The 24,096-nt window shown below is 70.2% G+C and carries 21 protein-coding genes and 1 pseudogene; 13 read left to right on the forward strand and 9 right to left on the reverse strand.

Annotated features, from left to right (window positions below; translation table 11 throughout):
- Positions 1-157: 157 nt before the first annotated feature.
- Entirely contained in the window at positions 158-946 is a 789-nt protein-coding gene (locus AB0N06_RS17620) for a SigE family RNA polymerase sigma factor (RefSeq protein ID WP_366135583.1), read from the reverse strand.
- A 181-nt stretch (positions 947-1,127) separates the two neighbouring features.
- Here AB0N06_RS17620 and afsQ1 point away from each other — a divergent pair, with 181 nt between their 5' ends.
- The 5 genes from afsQ1 to AB0N06_RS17645 all read left to right on the forward strand — a co-directional run bounded on the left by afsQ1 (position 1,128) and on the right by AB0N06_RS17645 (position 5,012).
- Complete coding sequence (afsQ1, locus tag AB0N06_RS17625) at positions 1,128-1,805, forward strand: two-component system response regulator AfsQ1 (protein ID WP_208857454.1); 678 nt, start codon at positions 1,128-1,130, stop codon at positions 1,803-1,805.
- Entirely contained in the window at positions 1,802-3,340 is a 1,539-nt protein-coding gene (locus AB0N06_RS17630; RefSeq protein ID WP_366135584.1) for a HAMP domain-containing sensor histidine kinase, read from the forward strand. The genes afsQ1 and AB0N06_RS17630 overlap by 4 nt, the downstream gene beginning before the upstream one ends.
- Positions 3,340-3,963: a hypothetical protein gene (locus AB0N06_RS17635; protein ID WP_366135585.1), complete on the forward strand. Its 624-nt coding sequence runs from the start codon at positions 3,340-3,342 to the stop codon at positions 3,961-3,963. Before AB0N06_RS17630 ends, AB0N06_RS17635 begins: the two co-directional genes overlap by 1 nt.
- 196 nt (positions 3,964-4,159) lie before the next feature.
- A complete protein-coding gene (locus AB0N06_RS17640) occupies positions 4,160-4,714 on the forward strand; it encodes a VanZ family protein (RefSeq protein ID WP_366135586.1) in 555 nt (184 codons plus the stop codon).
- A 94-nt stretch (positions 4,715-4,808) separates the two neighbouring features.
- Positions 4,809-5,012 carry a PspC domain-containing protein gene (locus AB0N06_RS17645; RefSeq protein ID WP_366135587.1) on the forward strand — a complete coding sequence of 68 codons (204 nt, stop codon included), beginning with the start codon at positions 4,809-4,811 and terminating at the stop codon, positions 5,010-5,012.
- 107 nt (positions 5,013-5,119) lie between these two features.
- Here the strand turns inward: AB0N06_RS17645 and AB0N06_RS17650 are convergent, their stop codons facing one another.
- Together AB0N06_RS17650 and AB0N06_RS17655 are read right to left on the reverse strand one after the other, a co-directional pair.
- Entirely contained in the window at positions 5,120-5,410 is a 291-nt protein-coding gene (locus tag AB0N06_RS17650) for a hypothetical protein (protein ID WP_366135588.1), read from the reverse strand.
- A 134-nt stretch (positions 5,411-5,544) separates the two neighbouring features.
- A complete protein-coding gene (locus AB0N06_RS17655) occupies positions 5,545-6,699 on the reverse strand; it encodes an adenosine deaminase (RefSeq protein WP_366135589.1) in 1,155 nt (384 codons plus the stop codon).
- 103 nt (positions 6,700-6,802) lie between these two features.
- On the opposite strand from AB0N06_RS17655, the gene AB0N06_RS17660 reads away from it, so the two are divergent.
- The gene (locus AB0N06_RS17660; protein ID WP_366135590.1) at positions 6,803-7,564 is read left to right on the forward strand and encodes an alpha/beta hydrolase; all 762 of its coding nucleotides are present in this window, start codon (positions 6,803-6,805) and stop codon (positions 7,562-7,564) included.
- Positions 7,565-7,701: 137 nt separating this feature from the next.
- Here AB0N06_RS17660 and AB0N06_RS17665 read toward each other — a convergent pair whose 3' ends face one another.
- The 3 genes from AB0N06_RS17665 to AB0N06_RS17675 all read right to left on the reverse strand — a co-directional run bounded on the left by AB0N06_RS17665 (position 7,702) and on the right by AB0N06_RS17675 (position 10,204).
- Positions 7,702-8,493 (reverse strand): hypothetical protein, encoded by a 792-nt coding sequence (locus tag AB0N06_RS17665; protein WP_366135591.1) that lies wholly within the window; start codon positions 8,491-8,493, stop codon positions 7,702-7,704.
- A gap of 193 nt (positions 8,494-8,686) precedes the next feature.
- Positions 8,687-8,995 carry a hypothetical protein gene (locus tag AB0N06_RS17670; RefSeq protein ID WP_366135592.1) on the reverse strand — a complete coding sequence of 103 codons (309 nt, stop codon included), beginning with the start codon at positions 8,993-8,995 and terminating at the stop codon, positions 8,687-8,689.
- Between the two features lie 255 nt (positions 8,996-9,250).
- The gene (locus tag AB0N06_RS17675) at positions 9,251-10,204 is read right to left on the reverse strand and encodes a LysR family transcriptional regulator (RefSeq protein WP_366135593.1); all 954 of its coding nucleotides are present in this window, start codon (positions 10,202-10,204) and stop codon (positions 9,251-9,253) included.
- Between the two features lie 62 nt (positions 10,205-10,266).
- On the opposite strand from AB0N06_RS17675, the gene AB0N06_RS17680 reads away from it, so the two are divergent.
- The 3 genes from AB0N06_RS17680 to AB0N06_RS17690 all read left to right on the forward strand — a co-directional run bounded on the left by AB0N06_RS17680 (position 10,267) and on the right by AB0N06_RS17690 (position 13,491).
- Positions 10,267-11,571, forward strand: a complete 1,305-nt coding sequence (locus AB0N06_RS17680) for an MFS transporter (RefSeq protein ID WP_366135594.1) — start codon at positions 10,267-10,269, stop codon at positions 11,569-11,571.
- Between the two features lie 86 nt (positions 11,572-11,657).
- Positions 11,658-12,377, forward strand: coding sequence for a L,D-transpeptidase (locus tag AB0N06_RS17685; protein WP_366135595.1), 720 nt, complete (start codon positions 11,658-11,660; stop codon positions 12,375-12,377).
- 124 nt (positions 12,378-12,501) lie between these two features.
- Positions 12,502-13,491, forward strand: a complete 990-nt coding sequence (locus AB0N06_RS17690) for a sigma-70 family RNA polymerase sigma factor (protein ID WP_366135596.1) — start codon at positions 12,502-12,504, stop codon at positions 13,489-13,491.
- Positions 13,492-13,560: 69 nt separating this feature from the next.
- Here AB0N06_RS17690 and AB0N06_RS17695 read toward each other — a convergent pair whose 3' ends face one another.
- Positions 13,561-13,914: an STAS domain-containing protein gene (locus AB0N06_RS17695; RefSeq protein ID WP_366135597.1), complete on the reverse strand. Its 354-nt coding sequence runs from the start codon at positions 13,912-13,914 to the stop codon at positions 13,561-13,563.
- Between the two features lie 340 nt (positions 13,915-14,254).
- Between AB0N06_RS17695 and AB0N06_RS17700 the strand changes: the two genes are divergently transcribed.
- Both AB0N06_RS17700 and AB0N06_RS17705 read left to right on the forward strand, forming a co-directional pair.
- Positions 14,255-17,521 (forward strand): S8 family peptidase, encoded by a 3,267-nt coding sequence (locus AB0N06_RS17700; RefSeq protein WP_366135658.1) that lies wholly within the window; start codon positions 14,255-14,257, stop codon positions 17,519-17,521.
- Between the two features lie 485 nt (positions 17,522-18,006).
- The gene (locus tag AB0N06_RS17705; RefSeq protein WP_366135598.1) at positions 18,007-19,065 is read left to right on the forward strand and encodes a substrate-binding domain-containing protein; all 1,059 of its coding nucleotides are present in this window, start codon (positions 18,007-18,009) and stop codon (positions 19,063-19,065) included.
- Positions 19,066-19,176: 111 nt separating this feature from the next.
- Here the strand turns inward: AB0N06_RS17705 and AB0N06_RS17710 are convergent, their stop codons facing one another.
- A complete protein-coding gene (locus AB0N06_RS17710; protein WP_366135599.1) occupies positions 19,177-21,129 on the reverse strand; it encodes a DUF2264 domain-containing protein in 1,953 nt (650 codons plus the stop codon).
- Positions 21,130-21,422: 293 nt separating this feature from the next.
- Between AB0N06_RS17710 and AB0N06_RS17715 the strand changes: the two are divergent.
- Positions 21,423-21,557 (forward strand): annotated as a pseudogene (locus AB0N06_RS17715) (carbohydrate ABC transporter permease); the annotation flags it as partial.
- A gap of 122 nt (positions 21,558-21,679) precedes the next feature.
- Positions 21,680-22,660, forward strand: coding sequence for a hydroxyacid dehydrogenase (locus tag AB0N06_RS17720; RefSeq protein WP_366135659.1), 981 nt, complete (start codon positions 21,680-21,682; stop codon positions 22,658-22,660).
- 114 nt (positions 22,661-22,774) lie between these two features.
- Here AB0N06_RS17720 and AB0N06_RS17725 read toward each other — a convergent pair whose 3' ends face one another.
- The gene (locus AB0N06_RS17725; protein WP_366135600.1) at positions 22,775-24,052 is read right to left on the reverse strand and encodes a thymidine phosphorylase; all 1,278 of its coding nucleotides are present in this window, start codon (positions 24,050-24,052) and stop codon (positions 22,775-22,777) included.
- Between the last annotated feature and the right edge of the window lie 44 nt (positions 24,053-24,096).

A 24,096-nucleotide genomic window follows, 5' to 3' on the forward strand; every position in this document is an offset into this window, starting at 1 on the left:
TCCACACCCGCACCCCGCTACCCAGTCGGCAAGAAACAGCGCAAAACGGATATGCCTAGACGCGGCGGGGCCGAGCAGCAGCCTTAAAGATCAAGCTAAGCCCGCCGCTTCCCCCCGAGCAGCAGTCCCCGGATCCCCCCGAATCCCCCCGCTGCCTTCAGGCCACCAGCTCGCCGAAGGACTCCTCCTCGTCACGGCCGAAGCTCAGCACCTCGTCCTCGCGCAGCCGCCGCAGCGACCGCCAGATGCTCGACTTCACCGTGCCGACACTGATGTCGAGTATCGAAGCGATCTCCGGGTCCGTGCGCCCCTCGTAGTACCGCAGGACCAGCATCGTGCGCTGGAGTTCCGGCAGCCGCGCCAGCGCCTGCCAGAGCACGGCGCGCAGTTCCGTACCGCGCATCGCGTCCGTGTCGCCCACCGTCTCCGGCAGTTCCTCGGTCGGGTATTCGTTCAACTTGCGTCGGCGCCACGCGCTGATGTGCAGATTGGTCATGGTGCGCCGCAAGTACCCGCCGACCGCCGCCTTGTCACTGATCCGGTCCCAGGCCCGGTACGTGGAGAAGAGGGCGCTCTGCAGCAGGTCCTCGGCCTCGAACCGGTCACCGGTCAGATGGTAGGCGGTTGCGTACAGGGAGGCGCGGCGCTCCTGGACGTAGGCCGTGAACGCCGCTTCGGCGTCCGAGCTCTCCGTCCGGGACGTCCGCTCCCCCGTGGCCTCCCCGTACGCGGCTCCCCCGCCGGCTCCCGCAGGTGCGTCGACCACCGTCATACAGGCCGTGTGCTGACGCCCGGCGCCACGAACGCACCCCCGCCCTGCCCCGAGCTCTCGGCTCCGCTCGAGCAGGGCGGCGCCCCCTCCGGTGCCGGACTTCTCGGTGCCCCTGCCGACGTCGTGGAGACGCGTGACAACTGCGCTTGTGGTCGTGCTGTGCAGTGCGTTCATCCCGCGCCCCCCGTCGGTGGAGTCCGTCCGTTCCCTGTGCCAACGAGCTTGCCCGGACTGTTTCATGGCGCTGTCCGCCGACTGTCACAGACCTGTCACAGGTCCTCCCACCGGTGCGCGGGATGTATGAGAGCGCTTCAAGTGTCGAACTGAAGCTCCACCATGGGCCAGAATGACCTCTGTGCCTTTCCTGTTGCTGATCGAGGACGACGACGCCATCCGCACGGCCCTCGAACTCTCGCTGTCGCGCCAGGGCCACCGTGTGGCCACCGCGGCGACGGGAGAGGACGGCCTGAAACTGCTGCGCGAGCAGCGGCCGGACCTGATCGTGCTGGATGTGATGCTGCCCGGCATCGACGGTTTCGAGGTGTGCCGCCGTATCCGGCGCACCGACCAGCTGCCGATCATTCTGCTGACCGCGCGCAGCGACGACATCGACGTCGTGGTCGGACTGGAGTCCGGCGCCGACGACTATGTGGTGAAACCCGTGCAGGGCCGGGTGCTCGACGCCCGGATCCGTGCGGTGCTGCGCCGCGGCGAGCGCGAGTCCACGGACTCGGCGACGTTCGGGAGCGTCGTCATCGACCGTTCCGCGATGACCGTGACGAAGAACGGGGAGGACCTGCAGCTCACGCCGACCGAACTGCGGCTCCTGCTCGAACTGAGCCGTCGCCCCGGACAGGCCCTGTCGCGCCAGCAGCTGCTGCGGCTGGTCTGGGAGCACGACTATCTCGGTGACTCCCGGCTGGTCGACGCCTGTGTACAGCGGCTGCGCGCCAAGGTGGAGGACGTGCCGTCCTCGCCGACCCTGATCCGTACCGTACGCGGCGTGGGCTACCGGCTGGACTCGCCTCAGTGAGTGCTGAGGCCAAACGCAGTCTGCTCGCAGGACTTCGCTGGACCAGTCTGCGGCTGCGGCTCGTCATCGTGTTCGCGCTGGTGGCGCTGACCGCAGCGGTGTCGGCCTCGGGAATCGCGTACTGGCTCAACCGCGAGGCGGTCCTGACGCGGACGCAGGATGCGGCCCTCGGTGACTTCCGGCAGGAGATGCAGAACCGGGCGGCTTCGCTGCCGCTGCGCCCGACCAAGGACGACCTGCAGAACACCGCCGTGCAGATGGCGAGCAGCAGCCCCGGCTACAGCGTGCTGCTCGTCGACAGGCGTGACGGCGGCAAGCCGATCGTGGGCAACTCCGACCTGGACTCGTTCACACTCGACAACGTGCCGATCTCGCTGCAGCGGCAGGTCAACCGGAAGCAGCCGGTGGAGGCGGGCAACAAGTATGCGTACCACCTGTTCTGGCAGCGGACCTCGATCCGCGGTACGCCGTACCTGGTGGCCGGCACGAAAATCATCGGTGGTGGTCCGACCGGCTACATGCTGAAGTCGCTCGACCAGGAACGGCAGGATCTCAACTCCCTTGCGTGGTCGCTGGGGATCGCCACGGCTCTCGCCCTGGTCGGCTCCGCGCTGCTGGCACAGGCCGCCGCGACGACGGTGCTGCGGCCGGTGCAGCGGCTCGGTGACGCGGCACGCAAGCTGGGCGAGGGAAAACTCGACACCCGCCTCGTGGTGTCCGGCACCGATGAACTCGCCGATCTCTCACGCACGTTCAACAAGGCCGCGAGTTCGCTGGAGAAGAAGGTCGCTGACATGAGCGCGCGGGAGGAGTCCAGCCGCCGGTTCGTCGCCGACATGTCGCACGAACTGCGGACCCCGCTCACCGCGATCACCGCGGTCGCCGAAGTGCTGGAGGACGAGGCCGACAGCCTCGACCCGATGATCGCGCCCGCCGTTCACCTGGTGGTCAGCGAGACCCGGCGGCTCAACGACCTGGTGGAGAACCTGATGGAGGTCACCCGCTTCGACGCGGGTACCGCCCGGCTCGTCCTCGACACGGTCGATGTCGCCGACCAGGTCACCGCCTGCATCGACGCCCGAGCCTGGCTGGACGCGGTGGATCTGGACGCCGAGCGCGGCCTGATGGTCCGCCTCGATCCGCGCCGGCTCGATGTGATCCTGGCCAATCTGATCGGCAACGCGCTGAAGCACGGCGGTTCGCCGGTACGGGTCGCGGTACGGACCGACGGCGACGAACTCGTCATCGAGGTGCGCGACCACGGCCCCGGCATTCCCGAGGACGTCCTGCCGCACGTCTTCGACCGCTTCTACAAGGCCAGTGCGTCCAGGCCGCGTTCGGAGGGCAGCGGGCTGGGTCTGTCGATCGCCATGGAGAACGCGCACATCCACGGCGGTGACATCACCGCGGCGAACTCGCCGGACGGCGACGGCGCGGTGTTCGTCCTGCGGCTGCCGCGCGATGCCGAAAAGCTCACCCGCACCGCGCAGGATCACGACGCGGAGGTCCAGGACGAGGAGGGCGACGCGACGTGATGCGCAGCAACCGTGGTACGCACAGGGCGCGCCGCTCGGCCGGGGCGCTGGCCGGCGCCGCCGTCTGTGCCGTGCTGGCCGCCGGGTGCGGGATCAGGACCACCTCGGTGCCGGTCGACGCCGGGGCCGCGCCGTCGCGGGTTCCGTGTTCGATGTCCGCGGAGGACGTCAGCACAGAGGCGTTGAAGGGCATCCCGGTCCAGATCTATCTGATGTGCGCCTCACAACTGGTCACGGTGGACCGCGCGGTGCAGGTCCACGACGCGAAGTCGGACCGGATCCGGGTGGCGCAGGCGCTCCTCGACGAGCTGCGGCGGGAACCGACCGGCGATGAGCGCCAGGCCGGCTTCTCCACAACCGTGCCGACGACGCTCCGGGTCAGCGAGCCGCGTCGGGGCGATCCGGCGACCGCGCTGCGGCTCAGCGAGCAGCCGGAGGACCTGACATCGGAGGCGCTGGCGCAGCTCGTGTGCACCTACTCGGAGAGCGAGTCGCTCGCCTCGGACGGCACGGTGATGCTCGGCGGACCGGGGAACTACCCACCGCGCGGCTATCTGTGTACTTCGGAGACGAAGGCCCGGCCGAAGTCCGTGCCGACGCTCGCCGCGCTCAAGCTTCCCTAGTGCCGCGACCGGCAAGGTTTGCCCCGTCGCGGCACTAGCTAGGGCGTGTTTCGAAAGTAGCGTCGTCCGCCCGTAGGGCGGGCCAGGCGTCGCCTGGCAGGCGGGACTTTCGACACACGCCCTGACGGCCTCCCCCGCCCGGGTTTCCTGGGGCGGGGGCGGAACCGATCCCGCCGGCAGGGGCGTCTTGGGGGGCGTGGGTCAAGGTTCGGACGGCCAGGCCGTCATCCGCTTCCGCGCGGCCGGGGGGTTTCTCCTCCTCGCGCATCTGCTGCTGGTCGGGTGGCTGACTCTGCGCCCGCTGGACGTCCCATGGGTGACAGCCGCGAATCTTCAACCGCTCGCCGGCATCAAGGCGGACCTGTCCCTCGGCCCGGTCGAGGCGGCGCACCGGATCGGTGAAGGACTGTTGTTGCTTGCACCGCTGGGAGTGCTGCTGCCGATGGCCGGGGGCCGGCTCTACGTCTCCCCGTGGGCCTCGCTTGCGCGTACCGTCGCCGCCGGGTCGCTGATCTCGCTGACCATCGAGCTGGCGCAGACCGGGGTGCCGGGGCAGGTCGTCGATGTCGACTCGCTGCTGCTGAACACGGTCGGGGTGGCGTTGGCCCACCTGCTGGTGGTGCCGGTGTTCCGGAAGCGGCTGCGCCGCCGGAAGCAGGGGCAACTGGTGCGGGGGGCGATTCCCCGCCAGAGGGAGGAAGGCTCTCAGGGGTCGACCCCGACGATTTCCAGGGTCGGTATCGCACCGTAGAGCGACGCTTTGCCCCCGTTCACGGAGCCATCATGGAGACATCGGGAGCACGACGGAGCTGCTCCCCAGCAGACGGTTCACGAAGGAGCCCACCATGGCCGCACTTGCCCGCCCCCGTGACGGACGCATGATCGGCGGAGTGTGCGCAGCGCTGGCACGGCGCTTCGGCACGTCCGCCGGGACCATGCGCGTGATCTTCCTGGTCTCCTGCCTGCTGCCCGGCCCGCAGTTCCTGCTCTACCTGGCGCTGTGGCTGCTGCTGCCGGCCGAGACGTCGGCAGCGGCGACCGACTGGTAGGGGACGTCCGGCGGATCCTGGCCGGACATCCCCTGGTCCCTGGACGCACACGTGGGGCGGACACCCGGTCAGGGTGTCCGCCCCACGTGCGTGGGTGCTGGGGAGGGTCAGCCGCCGAGCGGGAGACTGTGGGTCGACAGACCGTTGGCCTTGACGCCGCCGGCGGGCAGTCCGCCGAGCAGGCCCCCCAGCGGCGAGGTGGCGTCGTGGACGACCTTCGTCTGACCGCTGCCGAGGAGCTTGGTGGCCGTGTCCTGAACCGGCAGGCTCTGGGTGGCGGTCCCCAGCGCGGAGCCGGCGGCGGGCAGCGCGGACGCGGAAGCGGTACCGGCGGCGGCAGCGGCGAAAGCGGCGCCGAGAGCGGCGACACCGAGAGTCCTGGCAGCAGACTGCTTCATGTGGAATTCATCCTTGGGGAAGGGGATGTGAGCGGCTCCGCAAACTAGTCAGCCCATGGCCGGTCCCGCAAACATGCCGGATAGGCCGAACGGCCGGGATGTGATCGTCCCGGCTGTTCGACGCAGACCGCGAATCAGCCCGCGGGGGACGAAGAGCCGCTGGTCGCAGCGGTCTGCTCGAAAAGCCACTCGGACTTCAGCTCGGCATATCCGGGCTTGATCACATCATTGATCATCGCGAGACGTTCATCGAAAGGAATGAACGCCGATTTCATCGCATTGACTGTGAACCACTGCATGTCGTCGAGTGTGTATCCGAAGGCCTCGGTCAGCCGCTCGAATTCGCGGCTCATGCTCGTACCGCTCATCAGCCGGTTGTCCGTATTCACGGTGAGGCGGAAATGGAGCCTCCGCAGCAGCCCGATGGGGTGGTCGGCGTACGAGGCGGCGGCGCCGGTCTGAAGGTTGGAGGTCGGGCACATCTCCAGCGGGATGCGCTTGTCCCGTACGTACGAGGCGAGGCGGCCGAGCGTCACGCTGCCGTCCTCGGCGACCTCGATGTCGTCGATGATGCGGACGCCGTGGCCGAGGCGGTCGGCGCCGCACCACTGGAGCGCCTGCCAGATCGACGGCAGGCCGAAGGCCTCGCCCGCGTGGATGGTGAAGTGGTTGTTCTCGCGCTTGAGGTACTCGAAGGCGTCGAGGTGGCGGGTGGGTGGGAAGCCCGCCTCGGCGCCCGCGATGTCGAAGCCGACGACGCCCTGGTCGCGGTAGCGGTTCGCGAGTTCGGCGATCTCCAGGGAGCGGGCGGCGTGCCGCATCGCGGTGAGCAGGGCGCCCACCCTGATCCGGTTGCCGTCCTGACGGGCCCGGCGCTCGCCCTCACGGAAGCCCTCGTTGACCGCCTCGACGACCTCTTCGAGGGTCAGCCCGGCTTCCAGGTGCTGCTCGGGGGCGTACCGCACCTCCGCGTACACGACACCGTCCGCGGCCAGGTCCTCCGCGCACTCGGCGGCCACCCGGAACAGGCCGTCCCGGGTCTGCATGACGGCACAGGTGTGGGCGAACGTCTCCAGGTAACGCTCCAGCGAGCCGGAGTCGGCCGCCTCGCGGAACCAGATGCCGAGCTTGTCCGGCTCGGTCTCGGGAAGGGCTTCGTAGCCCGCGTCACGGGCCAGATCGACGATCGTGCCGGGGCGCAGACCGCCGTCGAGGTGGTCGTGGAGCAGCACCTTGGGGGCGCGTCGGATCTGGTCGGCGCCGGGCACATGGAGGGTCGGGCTCATCATCTGGGCACTCTAACGCCTACGCGCGTAGAGCGTCGCGCGCCGATGCGTAACAGTGACCGCGAATAGGGGTGGCGTACATCTCTTCTTCTGACACTGTTCTGCCATGGGACAGCGCGCACTTCCCCTGCCTGGTCCGAGGCTGGGACGGGCCGTGAAGACGGCCGGAGCACAACTTGCGGTCAGCGGAGTGGTCCTGCTGCTCCCGGACGGCGAGGCCGACTCGCACCGCCGAGCCTCCCCTCTGTCGTACGCCCTCCAGCTGCCGCTGGCCCGCACCCTGGCCCGCGCCGGCCAGGAGGACGGGCTCGCCGCGCATGTCGTGCGCTACCGCTGCCGCGGCTGGAACGCGACCGACGCACAGCTCGCGGCGGACGCGGAGTGGGCGGTGGAGGAGGTCGTGCGACGCTACGGCGACGTCCCCGTCTGTCTGGCCGGCCACGGCATGGGCGGCCGGGCGGCGCTGCGCGCGGGTGGCCACGCGGCGGTCCACTCCGTTCTGGCGATGGCACCTTGGCTGCCCGGGGAAGCCTCGGCGGAACCGGAACCGGTGAAGCACCTGCTGGGCCGCCAGGTGTTGCTCGTCCACGGCACGAACGACAACCGGTCCGACCCGGAGTTGTCGTTCCGGCTGGCCCAGCGCGCCAAGAAGGCCAACCGGGACACCTGCCGCTTCGAAGTCCACTCGGACGGCCATTCGCTGCGCCAGCACCGGTCCGAAGTGGTGGCGCTGGCCACGGACTTCGTGCGGGGTTCACTGTTCGGCCGGGCATACGCGCGACCGGTCGCCGACGCGCTGGCGGCGCCGCCGCCGCTGGGGCTGCGGATGCCGCTGGCGGCGGGGTTCGGGCGGTCGCTCGGGCGGTGAGGGGCGGTGACCCGACCTCAGCCGGAGGAGACCGTCCAGCGACTTCTTCGAGGCGAAGTGATGAAGACATCACACTCGCCCCCGTCACGACTCGGGGTCGTGACGGGGGCGTCCGGACAGCTCTCCTGCGGGAGGCGTCAGTTGGCGGGGGCCTGGTAGAGGCCCCGGCCGGCGCGGTGCGCCCGGGAGGTGGCGACGAGCCGGTCGAGGGTGCTGCGTACGGTGTTGATGCTGTTGGGGGTGAGCTCACGCCCCAGAGCCTCCGTGACCTCACGGGCACGGACAGGGGTGTCGCCGAACCCGGACAGCACCTTCATGGCCATCTCGGTGAGGCTGCCACTGTCGTCGACGGCCGGAGCGGCGGTCGCGGTCTTCTTCGGCGCCTTGGCCTTGGCGGGCTTGGCGGTCGCGGCGGACTTGGCGCCCTTGGCGGCGACGGCCTTCTTGGCAGGCTCGGCGGACTTGGCGGCGACGGCCTTCTTGGCCTGGCCGCGCTCGGTCTTCGGCTTGGCGGAAGCCTGCTTGCGGCCCTTGGGCACAGACGCCTTCCGGGCGGCGCGGCGCGCAGGGGCGGCCGCTGCCTGCTCCTGCGGGGCCGCTGCCTGCTCCTGCGGGGCCGCTGCCTCGACGGCGGAGTCCACGGACTCCTGCGCCTGCCGCGGAATCCTCGGAGCGACAACGCTCTCCGCTTCCGCCTCAGCGTCGGCCTCTGCCTTGACGTCCTGCGCCTCCGTGTTCGAGGAGGGAACAGGAGCAGAAGACAGCGCACGCAGAGCTGTCAGAGCAGTCCGCATCGACTCCAGACGTTCGTTGACAGTCGCGAGTTCTTTCTCCAGGGCTTGCTGGTGCTGTTCCAGGCGGGGAAGTTCAGCCTGCAGCAAGGCAGTTGTGGCATCGATGGTGCCCAGTGCGTTGGTCTCGGAGGTCATGTTGTCGCCCTTCTGTCCCGGCCGACTGTTGGTGACCGATGTGTTGCAGCGTAAGGGGTGTTGTGTTGTGGCCGGAAATCGCCCCTCTGGTATGTGCTGGCCAACTGGGACACCTGCCGCGTCGTGAACTCCTGGAACAGTGCCGCCTGGTTGAACATCTGTGTGCCCCGTCCAGCTCGGCCTGTCTTTCCCCTCAGCCCGACGAGACGGTTTCCACGTAGACGGTGGCCACATCGACGGCGTCTTCATCCGCCAACAAGGTGTGGCTGAAGAAACCCTTGGTTATGGAGCCGGCCTCGTACGAATTCACGGTCGCCACATCGTGCCCGGCCTTCACGGAGAAGTCCGAGAAATCGGCGCGCACGTCATATCCCGGCAGGGATTCGACGCCCATCTGCGCAAAATACGCGCTCACCCGACCTCGCGGGACTTGGAAGGCGAAGTGGGCAGTTCCCGCCGGACCGCCGCCGGGCCCATCGGTGCAGCGGTACACGTCGGTCACGCCTTCGGGTAGTACGACGTTCCATGCCTCAGCGGCGGCAGCGGAGTCCTCGCGGGTGGCTCGCTCGCAGTGGGTGCCCACGTCGGTCCACGACGGGGAGTGCAGGCCGAACCACATCAGGTATCCGCACCCGCCGAGGAAGAGCGGAGCAACCGCACCCATGCACACCCGCTTGGAAGGTCTCCGCACCGCAGCCCCGATCCTTGGACACCTGGAATGTGGTGCATGACTTTCGCACACACGCCCTATCACCCGTCAGTCGGGCAACAAGTGCCCCCGGCGCGACAGCAGGAACTGTTTGAACGCCGCCACCGGGGGTGTGTCCGGGTGGCCGTCCAGCCAGGCGACGCCGATCTCGCGGGCCGCGCGGGGCGCCGTGACCGTCAGTTCGACCACGCCCGGGCGGGCCACCGCGGGCGGCGGCAGCAGAGCTACGCCGAGGCCGGCGGCCACCAGGCCGCGCAGGGTCTCGGCCTCTTCGCCCTCGAACGCGACACGTGGCGTGAAGCCCGCCTGCGCGCACAGATCGTCGGTGATCCGCCGCAGGCCGTAACCGGGCTCCAGGGTCACGAACGCCTCGTCCGCCGCCTCCACCAGACGGATCCGCCTGCGGGAGGCGAGGCGGTGGTCCTCCGGGACGACCAGACGCAGCCGCTGCTCGTCGAGGCGGCGGGCGACCAGGTCGGGGGCGTCCGGGACGGGGGAGGTGAGGCAGAGGTCGAGGCCGCCGGCCCGGAGGCGTTCGATCATCGCCTCGCCGTAGTTCTGCACCAGCTGGAAGCGGACCCGGGGGTGGTCGGCGCGGAAGGAGCGGAGCAGGGCGGGGACGGTCTCGGAGCCCATGGTGTGCAGGAAGCCGAAGGCGACCTTGCCCGCCGTCGGGTCGGCGTCCGCCCGTACCGAGTCCGCGGCCCGCTCCACCTCGGTGAGGGAACGCTCGGCAGAGCCCAGGAAGGTGCGGCCGGCGGGGGTGAGCGAGACGGTACGGCCCTTGCGGGCGAACAGGGCGACCCCCAGATCCTGTTCCAGCCTGACCATGGCCCGCGACAGCGTGGACTGCGGGACACCGAGCTCGTGCGCGGCGCGCGTCACATGCTCGTGGCGGGCCACCGCCTCGAAGTACGCGAGCCGGGGCGCGAGCACTGCGCGAATGTCTTCTTCGTAACTACTCGGTGACAGTCGAGGCTGTGAGCTGCGTTCATGCGCCATGGGATTGATTATCGCAAGTTCGTGCATTGGACGCATGAATCAGAGAGATCTACTTTCGATGCATGCCTCCTGCCAGTACCGAGGCGTCCACGCTCACGCTGGACGCCTCAGCCCCGTCATCGCCCGTCGCGCCCGTCTCCTCCCCTGACCGGCTGGAGCCCGGCCGGCCCGGCTACCGCCGGATGAGCTTCGCGCTCTTCGCCGCCGGTGTCGCGACGTTCGCACTCCTCTACTCCACCCAGGCGCTGCTGCCCGCCGTCTCCGCCGGATTCGGCGCCACGGCCGGACAGGCCAGCTGGACGGTCTCCGCGGCGACGGGTGCGCTGGCGCTGTGTGTGCTGCCGATGAGCGCGCTCTCCGAGCGGTTCGGGCGGCGGCAGATGATGACCGCGTCGCTGACGGTCGCGGTACTGGTCGGGCTTCTCGTCCCCTTCGCCCCCTCGCTGGGCTGGCTGATCGCCCTGCGCGCCGTCCAGGGCGCCGCCCTCGCCGGACTTCCCGCCTCCGCGATGGCGTACCTCGCCGAGGAGGTGCGGCCAAAGGCGCTGGTCGCCGCGATCGGACTGTTCGTGGCGGGCAACAGCATCGGCGGCATGAGCGGCCGCATCCTCACCGGCTGGATCGCCCAGCTGTGGGGCTGGCGGGCGGCGCTCGGCGCGGTCGGGCTGCTGGCCGTGGCCTGCGCGGTCGTCTTCCACTTCATGATCCCCAGGGCCCGTCACTTCACGCCCGGCACGCTGAACCCGAAGGCCCTGGCCAAGACCGTGGGCGGGCACCTCGCCGACCCGCTGCTGCGCAGGCTGTACGCGATCGGCGCACTGTTCATGACGGTGTTCGGCGCGGTCTACACGGTGATCGGCTACCGGCTGGTCGGGGAGCCGTTCAACCTCCCGCAGGGCGTCATCGGCTCGATCTTCCTGGTCTACCTCGTCGGTACGGTGTCGTCGGCGGCGGCGGGCAGGCTGGTCGCACGGCTCGGCCGCCGGGGGGCCCTCTACCTGGCCGTCTCCACCACGACCGCCGGTCTGCTGCTCTCCCTCGCCGACCAGCTGACCGGCGTACTTCTCGGTCTGGTCCTGATCACGGCGGGCTTCTTCGCCGGGCACGCGGTCGCCTCGTCGTCCGTGAGCCGGACCGCGACGACCGGCCGGGCGCAGGCATCGGCGCTCTACCAGTCCGCGTACTACCTGGGCTCCAGCGCGGGCGGCACGCTCGGCGCGATCGCCTTCCACTCCGGTGGCTGGGCGGGCACGGTGACACTCGGGCTGCTCGCGGTCCTCGGCGTCGTCTCGATCACGCTGTACGGGTCGCGGGTCGCCCGCGCCGAGCGGCGGCGCCTCGTCCCGATGGCTTCAGTACAGAACTGAGACATACACCCGCACAACCACCGACTCCCCTCGCGCGTCTATCAGGCGTAATCAACGCAACTCGGCGCGAAGGGAAGTCGGCGTACATGGCAGTCGTAGGGAAAATACGGGGAGTCCGGGCGCGGCGCGCGGTCGCGCTGTCCGTCGCCGGGCTGACGGTGGCGCCGGCGCTCGTCCTGGGCGGTGGCACGGCGGCGCAGGCGGCGTCCTCCTGCACCACATCCACCGGGCCGTACCAGAAGCAGGTCGAGAACTATCTGAACCGGCCGGTCGACGGGAAGCAGTCGGCCGCCGACTGCAAGGCGATCCAGTCCTTCCAGCGCACCTACGGGGTCACGCCTGACATCGGGTACGCGGGACCGGTCACCTGGCGGACGATGAAGACGCTCACGGCCCAGAAGGCGGCCGGCACGAACCCCAACAAGGACAAGAAGTGCCCCACGAACAAGGGGCGCATCGCGTGTGTGGACCTGACCCGGCAACTGAGCTGGATCCAGGACGGGTCGAAGCTGAAGTTCGGTCCGGTGCCGATCCGCAGCGGGCGGAACGGGTACGAGACGCGCACCGGTTCGAAGAAGATCTACATGCGGCACATCAAGCACTGGTCGACGGTCTACCACGTGTGGATGCCGTACTCGCAGTTCTTCGACGGCGGGCAGGCGTTCCACTCGGTGAATCTGAAGATGTGGAACCCGCCCGGCTCACACGGCTGCGTCAATATGCGGGACGCGGACGCGAGGACGTACTGGAACCTGCTGAAGAACGGCGACGACGTGTACGTGTACGGGCGCAAGCCCGGAACGTGACCGAAGTCGGGGACGCGGCCGGAGAGCGGGCGGCTCCGGCGCTTCCCGCACCCGTTGTCAGTGGCCTGCGGTAGCTTCCGAAGTGCCGAAGTGAGCGGCGTCACGGCACAACAGGGGTGGAACGATGAGTGATCTGACGGCACCAGCGGATATCGACAGCCGTCTGGAGGGACACCGGGTCGAGCTCACCGGTTACTGCTACCGCATGCTCGGCTCCGCCTTCGAGGCGGAGGACGCGGTACAGGACACACTGGTGCGCGCCTGGCGGAACTTCGACAAGTTCGAGGGCCGTTCCTCGCTGCGCTCCTGGCTGTACCGGATCGCCACCAACGTCTGCCTGGACATGCTGAACGCGGGGAAGAAGCGGGCCCGCCCGGTCGACCTGACGGACCCGACACCGCTCGCCCAGGCCGCGCTCAACCCGCTTCCGGAGAACACCTGGCTGGAGCCGATGCCGGACGGGCGGATCCTGCCGTCGGTGGCCGACCCGGCGGAGGCCGCGGTGGCGCGGGAGTCGGTGCGGCTGGCGTTCGTCGCCGCGCTGCAGCATCTGCCGCCCAGGCAGCGTGCCGTGCTGATCCTGCGCGAGGTGCTGGCGTGGAAGGCGAGCGAGGTCGCCGAGCTGCTCGACACGTCGGTCGCCTCGGTCAACAGCGCCCTGCAGCGGGCGCGGGCCACGCTCACGGACCATCGGAGCGCGGCCACCGACACCGCTGATCCGCTCGACGAGAAGCAGCGCAAGCTCCTCGACCGGTACGTCGCGGCGTTCGAGGGCTACGACATGGCGGCGCTGACCGCGCTGCTCCACGAGGACGCCGTGATGACCATGCCGCCGTTCGACCTCTGGCTCCAGGGGCACGACGACATCACGGGCTTCATGACCACCCTCGGTGCGAGCTGCGAGGGTTCCCGCCTGGTGGCGACCATGGCCAACGGCACCCCGGCGTTCGCGCACTACAAGCCGGATCCGGACGGTCCGGGATTCGTGCCGTGGGCGGTGCAGGTCATCGACGTCTCGGACGGTGCGATCACCGGCCTGCACTGCTTCCTGGACGCGCCCCGCTGGTTCCCACTCTTCGGCCTGCCCGACCACCTCGAGGCCGAATCGGCGTGACGCGGCGGCCCCGCTGGTGGCGGTGGTCTGCATCGGGCCGGCTGACGCCGGGGAGCGGGGTCGGGCACCTCAGGGCCTGTCCCCCAGGTCCATCACATCGGCCAGCCCCACCAGGTCCATCAGATGCTGCAGTCCGGGCGGCACATTGCGCAGCCGCAGCTGTCGCCCGCCCGCCCGGCGCGTGATGAGCCCCAGCCGCGCTATCGCCTCGACCAGGGCCAGATCCGCCTGGACGACCCCGCCCACATCACAGTCCACCTCCGCGTCCGGGTCGCGGACGGCCCCCTCGGGGTCGTAGAGCAGCGCCTCCAGCTCGGCGCAGAGTCCTGGCACCCCGGCCCGCGTGATGCGGCCGGTGACGACGAGAACGATCGGGGTCTTGGATTCCACATCAGGGAGACCGGTCCGGCGGCCGGAACTCATCGCTGCCCGCTTGCGCGCTTTCCCGGCACCCCGGCCCGGCGCACGCCCCGTATCCGCCCGGTGACTGCTCCCACCCGTCCTTCGACCGCCCGGCCGGTACGGGCACCAACCGATGAACTTCCGTCAACTCCAGTCATCTGTACGATTTCTGTGAACCATCTCGATCAATTCCCCCTCTAGGTAAGTGAACCGGTAGGCACCGGCGACCCATTCGGTGCCGACCGACCAGTGGCCTCTCAGGAGGCCGCCTGATTCTCCAGGGGGAAAGTTGCGCAGACACGTGAGAAACGCGTGTGTTTCGACCATCGCCACGGCAGCCGCCGTGGCGCTCGCGGCCGGGATGACCACCCCGGCCATGGCGCAGCCGGAGCAGGCCCGTCCGGCCGCCGGAACCAAGTCCGTGACCCGGCATCAGCTGACGCTGATCACCGGCGACCGGGTCTCGGTGGACGCGAAAGGCCGTGTCGTGGGCTTCCGTCCCGCCAAGGGCCGCGAGCAGATACCCGTGCAGCGGCAGACACATGACGGGCACACCCTGCTCATACCGGCCGACGCCCACCGGCTGATCAGCTCCGGCAAGCTGGACCGCCGGCTGTTCGACGTCACCGAGCTGGACCGTCCGGAGAACCGCCGGGCCCAGCGCACCGGCCTGAAGCTGATCGTCGGCTACAAGGGTGCGCAGGCCGCCGCCGCGAAGGCGGACGTCCGGGACGCGGGCGCCACCCGGGTCGTCCGGACCCTGAAGTCGCTGAACGCCCAGTCGGTGACCACTCCGAAGAGCGACGCCAAGGACATCTGGCAGGCGCTCACCAGCAAGGCCTCCCAGGGCGGCCGGCGCACCACCGCGGCCGGCATCGACCGGGTCTGGCTGGACGGGGTGCGCCGGGCGAGCCTCGACAAGAGCGTGCCGCAGATCGGTGCGCCGACCGCCTGGAAGGCCGGTTACACCGGCAAGGGCATCAAGATCGCCGTCCTGGACACCGGTGCGGACGCCACCCACCCGGACCTCAAGGGGCAGATCCTCGACTCGAAGAACTTCTCCGCGTCGCCCGACACCAAGGACCGGTTCGGGCACGGCACCCATGTGTCCTCGATCGCGGCCGGTACGGGCGCCAAGTCCGGCGGCAGGTTCAAGGGGGTCGCACCGGACGCCAAGCTGCTCGAGGGCAAGGTCCTCGACGACGACGGCTTCGGTGAGGACTCCGAGATCCTGGCCGGCATGGAGTGGGCGGTCGCGCAGGGCGCCGATATCATCAACCTGAGTCTCGGCGGCCCCGACAGCCCCGGCATCGACCCACTCGAAGCAGCGGTCAACAAGCTGTCGGCCGACAAGGGCGTCCTGTTCGCCATCGCGGCGGGCAACGAGGGCGACGGCGCAGGCACGGTCGGCTCCCCGGGCAGTGCGGACGCGGCACTGACCGTCGGCGCCGTCGACGACAACGACAAGCTGGCGGAATTCTCCAGCCGCGGACCGCGCGTCGGCGACGGCGGCATCAAGCCCGATGTCACCGCTCCCGGCGTGGACATCACGGCGGCCGCCTCACCCGGTTCCGTGATCGACCAGGAGGTCGGCCAGAACCCGCCCGGCTATCTGACGATCTCCGGCACGTCGATGGCGACCCCGCATGTCGCGGGCGCCGCGGCGCTGCTCAAGCAGGAGCACCCGGAGTGGAAGTACACCGAGCTGAAGGGCGCGCTGGCGGCCTCCACCACGCCGGGCGCGTACACGCCGTTCGAGCAGGGCACGGGCAGGATCGCCGTTGACAGGGCGATCGCCCAGACCGTCATCGCCGACCCGGCCTCGGTCGGCTTCGGGGTGCAGCAGTGGCCGCACACCGATGACGCCCCGGTCACCAAGAAGGTGACGTACCGCAACCTCGGGACGACCGACGTCACCCTCGACCTCGCGTTGACGGCCACCGGCCCGAAGGGCAAGCCGGCCCCGGCCGGCTTCTTCACCCTCGGCGCCGAGCATGTCACCGTCCCGGCGGGCGGCACGGCCGAGGTACCGCTCACCGTGAACACGAAGCTCGGCGGCGCGGCGGACGGCACCTACGCCGCGTATGTCGTCGCCACCGGCGGCGGCCAGAGCGTCCGCACCGCGGCCGCGGTCGAGCGGGAGATCGAGTCGTACGACCTCACGATCAAGAACATCGGGCGTGACGGCAAGCCCGCCACCTACTACGACAACGACCTCTCCGGTATCTCCGGCACCGCGGCCGGCATCTGGCTGAACCCGACGGGCTCCGACGGGACGGCCAAGGTCCGTGTCCCCAAGGGCGGTTACGTGCTGAACTCGGCCGTCTACGTCGCCCCGGGCAACCCCGCCAAGGGCGTCGACTGGATCACACAGCCGAAGCTGGACGTCACCAAGAACCTCACCGTGACGCTCGACGCCCGGAAGACGAAGCCGGTGACGTTCACGCTTCCCGCCACCGGCACGACGTCCCTGCTGGCCGCCCCCGACCTCCAGCTCGACAGCCAGGACTTCGGCCTCAGCTACGGCTGGTTGCTGAACTCGTACAAGGGCTTCCGCACCGCGCACGTCGGCCCGAAGGTCACCGACGGCTCGCTCTCCCAGCACTGGCTGGGCACCTGGGCCAAGGGATCCTCGACCCGCTACGACGTGGCGGTCGGCGGTCCGGTGACGCAGGCGGCGACCGGCTACACCCGGAAGTTCACCAGCAGTCAGCTGGCGAAGGTCACGATCGGTCTCGGCGCGTCCGGCCAGGGCAAGACCGGATCGATCACCGCCTGGGGCACGCTGCCCGGCGTGGACGGGGGCTGGGCCACGTCGACGGGGCAGCCGGCCCCCGGGACCCACACCGTCTATGTCTCCACCGCCGACAAGGTGAAGTGGAACTTCGACTTCGCACAGGAGGGCGGGCGCTTCCCGCAGTACGAGGCGGGTTACTCGCTCGGTGACGCGCAGACCCTCAAGGCGGGCAAGACGTACCAAAAGCGGGTCAACACCGCGGTGTTCGGCCCCGCGCTCACCGAGGGGTACGGGTTCTTCCGCAAGGACAACGAGATCCTCGGCGCCCTGCCGCTCGTGGCCGACGGCAGCGGGAACATCGGCGGGTCCGCGTACAGCTCGGTGAAGACCGTCCTGTACCGCAACGGCGCCAAGTTCGCCCAGAACAAGGACCCGCTGGAGGGCGATAGCGCCTTCACCGTGCCGTCCGGCGCCGCCGACTACAAGGTGACCACCTCGGTACAGCGCAACGTGAGGATCTCCGCCGTCTCCACCCGGATCGACGCGAGCTGGACGTTCCGGTCGCAGAAGACCAGGGAGTTCACCGAACTTCCCGCCTCCACGGTGCGGTTCACGCCCCATGTCACCCTTGCCAGCAAGGTCACGGCCGGCCGGACCGCGTCGGTGCCGGTGAAGGTGCAGGGCGCGGCCGCCGGCAAGAACCTCAAGTCGCTGACGGTGTATGTCAGTTACAACGCCGGTAAGACCTGGAACAAGGTCACGGTCAAGTCCGGCAAGATCTCCGTGAAGAACCCGGCCAAGGGGAAGTCGATCTCCTTCAAGGCCAAGGTCACGGACAAGCAGGGCAACACGTCGTCGGTGTCGATCTACAACGCGTACTTCGGCAAGTAGGCATGCACAGGTGAGCCGATAGGCGCACCGCCCGCACGAGAGCGGCCCGCCGGGGCGGATTCCTCCACCCCGGCGGGCCGTTCGCGCTCCAGGGCGTGAGGGATCCGAGGGCGCGACAGACGAGAATGCGCGGCGCACCCCCTTCCGCTGCTTGACCGTGCACCCCACGACAGCCAGGCTGTACGCCGCTTGCGCTCCGGGGAGCCGCCCCGAGCGGCGGTGACACTCTATGAACGGGGGAGCGGATGGAAGCCCGACCGCAGTCGGCACACGGCCATCGGTAACGGCTGAGCCTCGGCCCCCTCACCGAGGGGGCCGTGCCCGGCAGCGGAGACTGCCGGGCACGGGCCCTCGCTCGTTCGATGGGTCCTGCGGCACCGCACGCCCTCCGCATCAGGTCGATCGAATGATACAAATTGATCCAGCAGGGACCGCGCACCGTGACAGGACCGCGCACCGCGCATGCGCGCCAGGTAGGGGAAGCGATGACTCTCACAGCCGAGGAACGTCGGGTGCGGATCCTCGAAACCGTCCGCGAACTCGGTACGGTCCGGGTGGTGGACCTCGCGCAACGTCTCGGGCTCGCCGCCGTCACCGTACGCCGGGACATCGCCGCGCTCGCCGACAACGGGCTGCTGCATCGCTCGCACGGTGCCGTGTCGCTGCCGCGCGGAGAGGCTGCCCCCGCTCCTTCGGGCCGCGACCGGGTGATCGGCATGCTCGTCCCCACCGTCGGCTCGTACTTCGATGAGATCATCGACGGCGCCCGCGCGGCTGCGACCGCCGCCGGGGCGCGCCTGGTGCTCGGCATCGCGCCGTACGGGGCCGCCGAGGACCGTGCCCAGGTCGAGCAACTGCTCGAGTCCGGCGTCGACGGTCTCCTGGTCACTCCGAACTGGACCCCGGAGGGCCCGAGCGGCGTCGGCGCCTGGATCAGCGAACTCCCCCTGCCCACCGTTCTCGTGGAGCGCCGCGCCCCCGCCGACAGCGTCGGTGCGGGCCTGGACTCGGTCGCGTCCGACCACCGCCACGGCGTCATCCTCGCGCTGCGCCACCTGGCCGGACTCGGCCACGACGCGGTGATGCTCGCCGCCCGGCAGGACACCTGGACGGCGTTCCAGGTACGGGCCGGCTACGCCGAGGGCGTCCGGCTGCTGGGCCTGGAGCCGCAACCGGTGATCGACATCGAGCACCCCGGCCAGGACTCCGAGGCCATCGCGGCGCGGATCGCCGAGGGTGTCGCGGCAGGGGTGCGGGCGGTGCTCGTGCACAACGACAAGGAGGCCATCCAGCTCGTCCCGATCCTGCGCGCCCGTGGCCTCCTCGTGCCCGAGGACGTGGCGGTGATTTCGTACGACGACGTGTTCGCGGCCCTGGCCGCGCCGCCGCTGACGGCCGTGGCCCCGCCGAAGCGGGCGGTCGGCGGAACGGCGCTGGAGTTGCTGCTGCGCCGACTGAGCAGCGGCGACGCGGGGCTGCCGGTGCACCATGTGGAGCTGTTGCCGGAGCTCGAGATCCGCAGCTCCTGCGGCGGCGCCGGCTGATTGCCCGTCAGGCGGGACGGCCGAGGAGCTCCGCCCCGGGGCCGAGCAGGCCCGGAAGTGGCGCGGCATCAGGGAACCAGGGCGCCTCGAAGGCGGCGAGTCGCACGGCGGTCACCCTGCCGTGCGTACGGTCACGGTGACGGCCTCGGGTGCGAGCAAGGCCTCCAGCTCGCTGTCATCGGAGCGGCGCACCCGGATCCGGGTTCCCTCGACGTGCACATGGAGTGCGGCGTGGGGCTGGAGGTCGGCTCCGGTTCCGGTGCCGGCTCCGGACAACCTCACCGTGCCGACGAACAGCGAGTCCCCGCCGCTCGTGCGGCCGCCGAGGGCGGGTACGGCGCCCACCGTTCCGTAGGCGGTGCCGCTCGGCAGTGGGTGGGTGCCGGCCTCGGTGAAGCCGTGGACGTTCTCCATCGACGAGAGCAGCCGCGTGCCGTCCGAGGTGGTGGCCACGACCCGGGCGGACAGGGCGTCCGTGCTCTCTTCGATGGTCGCGCCCGCCGCCGCCCAGCCACTGTGCCGCAACTCGATGCCGGGTTCGGCCCCGGTGACCAGGTGCGCGTGGACTTCTTCGGCACCTGCGGCCAGGACCACCGAGGTGACGGTGACTCCGGGGAGTTCGGCGCCTCGCATGCGGGGAGCGTGGACGGAGGCGGCCCAGCCGTCGCCCGCGCCGAGGGGCCGGATCCGGCCGCGCTCGCTGAGCTCGCCCTCGACCAGCACGCCGACATGGTTGTCAGGGGTGCCGTCGAGGACCGGACCGGTGGCGGTGGAGTGGGCGAGGCGGGCGTACAGCGGGTTGTCGGGCTGCACCCGGTCGGCGGGCTGGTCGTCGCTGCCGTGGTTGTGGAGCCGGACGATCCCGTCGGCGGCGGTGGACTGGATCAGCCATCCGGGCTGCGGAAGCGGGACGACGGCGTCGGCGCGTTCGACCGGGGCGGGCTCCTCGACCGCGGTCCACGCCGGATGGTCCGGGGGGAGGAGGAGTCCGAGGAATCCCTTGCTCGCCCAGTACGGCGAGGCGGGTCCCGAGTACTCCTGGACGAGCGGCAGATGGGGACCGTGCCAGCCCAGGGTGAGCAGACCGTCCGCGTCCAGGGCTCCGCGGTCGACGAAGTGGCGCAGCACGCCGGAGGCGATACGGCGGGTCGCGCCGGGTGTCAGCGGGGTGTGGCCGGTGAGTGCGCCGGCCCACAGGGGCGCGGTGGTGGCGAAGCGATAGGTGAGGGAGCGGCCCTGGTGCATCGGGGATCCGTCGGCGCCGAAGGTGCGGGCGCAGCCGTCGAGATGCGTCGCGAGGCGGGGACCGTACACGTCGAGCAGGTGGGTGTCGCCGTCGAGGTGGGCGTGCAGGACGGGGTAGAGGTGGAAGGCCCAGCCGTTGTAGTGGTCGAAGGCGCGCGGACGGCCGTCGGTGTACCAGCCGTTGCCGAGGTACCACTGCTCGATCTTCGTCAGCCCGCGCTCGACGGCAGCCTGCGCCGCACCGTCCTGGTCCGCGCCGATGTCGGCGAGAAAGCCCCCGACCGTGAACGGGAAGAGCCACCAGTTGTTGTCGACGGGGGTGTGGTGCAGGGCGTCGGTCAGCCAGGCCCGGGTCCGCTCGCGCACCTGCTCGTCGAGCCGGTCCCAGAGCCAGGGCCGGGTGAGCCGGAGGGCAAGCGCGATCGACGCGGCCTCGACCATGGGCTGGTTGCGGTCGCCGATGGCGAGCCAGGAGACGGGGTCGCGTCGGGTGAGGTCACGGTCGGTGGTCGGGGTCCGGGTCCCGGCCGCCAGGCCCTCGGCGTAGCGCTGCAGGAAGCCGTGCGGATCGTCGCCGCCGGCGCCCGCGACTCGGAAGGCGGCCAGCAGGAAGGTGCGGGCGAACCCTTCGAGCGCGTCCGAGCGTGTCCCCGAGAAGCTCGGGCGGGGGCCGGGCAGGGAGATGAGGGCATGCTCCGGACCGCTGTGGCGCAGGGCCGCCATCAGCAGCCCGTCGGCCACCGCCTCCCAGTGCGCTCTGGTCCAGCCGGTGTAGGGGCTGAGCGCGCGGTCTTCCGGCGGAAGCGGGATCGAGGACATGACGGGTGCTCCTTGGTCCGATCAGGCGGACCGAATCTAGGGACGACTAGATCGAACGTCAAGAAGTTCCGACCGAATGATCTGCGCTCCACTCCCCATTTGCCTTCAATCGCCTGAATTATGGGGACCTCCCCGCGAGCGACCATCAACCATTGATCACATTGGATCATTTGATCGCAATCTCTTGACTGCGATCGGAGCCGGTCGCACTATGGCGTCACCCTCACCGGTCAGCGACCGTCCGCCGATCGGGCCCCTCCCTCTCAGGCACGCTGCCCCCTGCACAGGAGCCGAGCCATGTCGCCTTCCCCGACTTCTACCCGCTGGTCGTCACCGGCTCGCTGCTCGCGGTCGTCCCGCTGGTGGTCGCCTTCGTCGCCCTCCAGCGGCACTGGAAAGCCGGCCTCACCGCGGGCAGCGTCAAGTGACTTTCCCTCACCGCTGCTTCGACCACCATCGGGAGAACCGAGTGCCCCACCGGACGACCGCGCCCGACGCGGCCCCGCGCACCCCACAGACACCGGGCCATCGCCCCCGAGCCGTGCTGGCCATGCACTCCCGGCTCGCGGTCCGGCTGATCGACCGCGCCACCCTGGGCCGCCTCACCCGGCTGGCCGACCTCGACCCGTCGCTCGTCCTCGACGACTTCACCAGTCCCGAGGCACTCACCGCCCTCGCCGAGACCGAGGTCATCATCAGCAGCTGGGGGTGCCCGCCGATCACCGAGGATGTGCTCGCCGCCGCACCCCGGCTGCGGGCCGTGCTCCATGCCGCCGGATCCGTCAAACACCACATCACCGACGCCTGCTGGGAGCGGGGCGTCCAGGTCACCTCCGCCGCCGCGGTCAACGCCCTGCCTGTCGCCGAGTACACCGTCGCCGCCGTGCTGTTCGCCAACAAGCGACTGCTGCGGATCAGCGGGGACTACCGCGAGCGGCAGGGCGCGTTCGACTGGGAGTCCGAGTATCAGGACATCGGCAATTACCACCGCACCGTCGGCATCGTCGGCGCCTCCCGGATCGGCCGCCGGGTGATCGAACTGCTCCGCCCCTACGACCTCCGGCTGCTGCTCCACGACCCGTACGTCGACGAGGACGAGGCCGCCGCCCTGGGTGCCCGACTGGTACCGCTCGACGAACTGTGCGCACAGGGTGACGTGGTGAGCGTCCACGCCCCGCAGCTCCCGGAGACCCGGCACATGATCAGCCGGGATCTGCTCGCCCTGATGCGCGACGGCGCCACTCTGATCAACACCTCGCGCGGATCCCTGGTCGACCAGGACGCCCTGGTCGAGGAGTTGGCCTCCGGCCGGCTCGACGCGGTACTCGATGTCACCGAACCCGACATCCTGCCGGCGGACTCACCGCTGTACGACCTGCCCAACGTCCTGCTCACCCCGCACGCGGCCGGCTCGCTCGGCAACGAGCTGCATCGCATGGCCGCGGCCGCCGCCGACGAGCTCGCCCGCTACACCGCCGGCCAGCCCTTCGCATACCCGGTCCAACGTGAGGAGATCCACCGGACCGCCTGATCACGCGCCGTGCCGCGACAAGAACCCGCCGGAGCTCTTCAGGAGCCCCGGCGGGTTCTTGGTCTTCGTTCGCAGACGAGTGCCCTCGCGGGCCGTCGCCGTCCGCCCGGCGCCCTACGCGATGCGCTCGCGCACGACCGGAGTCGGTGTGAACTCCGTGCCTTCCGGGGCGATGTCGTACGAGGAGGGCAGGGCCTTCAGCGCGTAGTCGAACTTCTCGGGGGTGTCGGTGTGCAGCGTCAGCAACGGCTGTCCGGCCGTGACCGTGTCACCGGGCTTGGCATGCAGTTCGATGCCCGCGCCCGCCTGCACCGGGTCCTCCTTGCGGGCCCGGCCCGCACCGAGGCGCCAGGCGGCGACGCCGATGTCGTACGCGTCCAGGCGGGTCAGTACGCCGGAGGACTGCGCCGTCACGACATGCTGCTCGCGAGCGACGGGGAGCGCGGCGTCCGGGTCGCCGCCCTGGGCGGAGATCATCCGGCGCCAGACGTCCATCGCGGAGCCGTCGGCCAGGGCCTTCTCCGGGTCGGCGTCCTTGAGTCCGGCCGCGTCCAGCATCTCGCGGGCGAGGGCCAGGGTGAGGTCCACGACGTCCTTCGGGCCGCCGCCGGCCAGCACCTCGACCGACTCGCGCACCTCCAGGGCGTTGCCCGCGGTCAGGCCGAGCGGGGTGGCCATGTCGGTGAGGAGCGCGACCGTCCGTACGCCGCTGTCGCTGCCCAGCGCGACCATGGTGGAGGCCAGTTCGCGCGCGTCCTCGATGGTCTTCATGAAGGCGCCGGAGCCGACCTTGACGTCCAGGACGAGCGCCCCGGTGCCCTCGGCGATCTTCTTGGACATGATCGAGCTGGCGATCAGCGGGATGGCCTCGACGGTGCCGGTGACATCGCGGAGCGCGTACAGCTTCTTGTCGGCGGGGGCCAGCCCGTCACCGGCGGCGCAGATCACCGCGCCGGTGGTGTCCAGGACGCTCAGCATCTCCTCGTTCGAGAGGTGGGCACGCCAGCCGGGGATGGACTCCAGCTTGTCGAGCGTGCCTCCGGTGTGGCCGAGACCGCGGCCGCTGAGCTGCGGCACGGCGGCGCCGCAGGCGGCGACCAGCGGGGCGAGCGGCAGGGTGATCTTGTCGCCGACGCCGCCGGTGGAGTGCTTGTCGGTGGTGGGCCGGGAGAGCGCGTCGAAGTTCATCCGCTCGCCGGAGGCGATCATGGCGGCGGTCCAGCGGGCGATCTCCGTACGGTTCATACCGTTCAGCAGGATCGCCATGGCCAGCGCGGACATCTGCTCGTCGGCGACCTCGCCGCGGGTGTACGCGTCGACGACCCAGTCGATCTGCTCGGGGGTCAGCTCGCCTCGGTCCCGCTTGGTGCGGATGACGGAGATGGCGTCCATGTCCTGGGTGTCCTTCCGGCCGGTACGTACGTGCGCAAGAGTCC

The organism is Streptomyces sp. NPDC051020, from assembly GCF_040683105.1.
GTDB lineage: Bacteria > Actinomycetota > Actinomycetes > Streptomycetales > Streptomycetaceae > Streptomyces.

Coding starts and splice junctions, on each gene's coding strand:
- AB0N06_RS17710 (WP_366135599.1), bottom strand. CDS start 21,129: ATGTCCTCGATCCCGCTTCCGCCGGAAGACCGCGCGCTCAGCCCCTAC.
- AB0N06_RS17620 (WP_366135583.1), bottom strand. CDS start 946: ATGAACGCACTGCACAGCACGACCACAAGCGCAGTTGTCACGCGTCTC.
- AB0N06_RS17705 (WP_366135598.1), top strand. CDS start 18,007: ATGACTCTCACAGCCGAGGAACGTCGGGTGCGGATCCTCGAAACCGTC.
- AB0N06_RS17645 (WP_366135587.1), top strand. CDS start 4,809: ATGGCCGCACTTGCCCGCCCCCGTGACGGACGCATGATCGGCGGAGTG.
- AB0N06_RS17725 (WP_366135600.1), bottom strand. CDS start 24,052: ATGGACGCCATCTCCGTCATCCGCACCAAGCGGGACCGAGGCGAGCTG.
- AB0N06_RS17700 (WP_366135658.1), top strand. CDS start 14,255: ATGACCACCCCGGCCATGGCGCAGCCGGAGCAGGCCCGTCCGGCCGCC.
- AB0N06_RS17685 (WP_366135595.1), top strand. CDS start 11,658: ATGGCAGTCGTAGGGAAAATACGGGGAGTCCGGGCGCGGCGCGCGGTC.
- AB0N06_RS17635 (WP_366135585.1), top strand. CDS start 3,340: ATGCGCAGCAACCGTGGTACGCACAGGGCGCGCCGCTCGGCCGGGGCG.
- AB0N06_RS17660 (WP_366135590.1), top strand. CDS start 6,803: ATGGGACAGCGCGCACTTCCCCTGCCTGGTCCGAGGCTGGGACGGGCC.
- AB0N06_RS17695 (WP_366135597.1), bottom strand. CDS start 13,914: ATGAGTTCCGGCCGCCGGACCGGTCTCCCTGATGTGGAATCCAAGACC.
- AB0N06_RS17720 (WP_366135659.1), top strand. CDS start 21,680: ATGCACTCCCGGCTCGCGGTCCGGCTGATCGACCGCGCCACCCTGGGC.
- AB0N06_RS17650 (WP_366135588.1), bottom strand. CDS start 5,410: ATGAAGCAGTCTGCTGCCAGGACTCTCGGTGTCGCCGCTCTCGGCGCC.
- AB0N06_RS17690 (WP_366135596.1), top strand. CDS start 12,502: ATGAGTGATCTGACGGCACCAGCGGATATCGACAGCCGTCTGGAGGGA.
- AB0N06_RS17655 (WP_366135589.1), bottom strand. CDS start 6,699: ATGATGAGCCCGACCCTCCATGTGCCCGGCGCCGACCAGATCCGACGC.
- AB0N06_RS17665 (WP_366135591.1), bottom strand. CDS start 8,493: ATGACCTCCGAGACCAACGCACTGGGCACCATCGATGCCACAACTGCC.
- AB0N06_RS17680 (WP_366135594.1), top strand. CDS start 10,267: ATGCCTCCTGCCAGTACCGAGGCGTCCACGCTCACGCTGGACGCCTCA.
- AB0N06_RS17675 (WP_366135593.1), bottom strand. CDS start 10,204: ATGGCGCATGAACGCAGCTCACAGCCTCGACTGTCACCGAGTAGTTAC.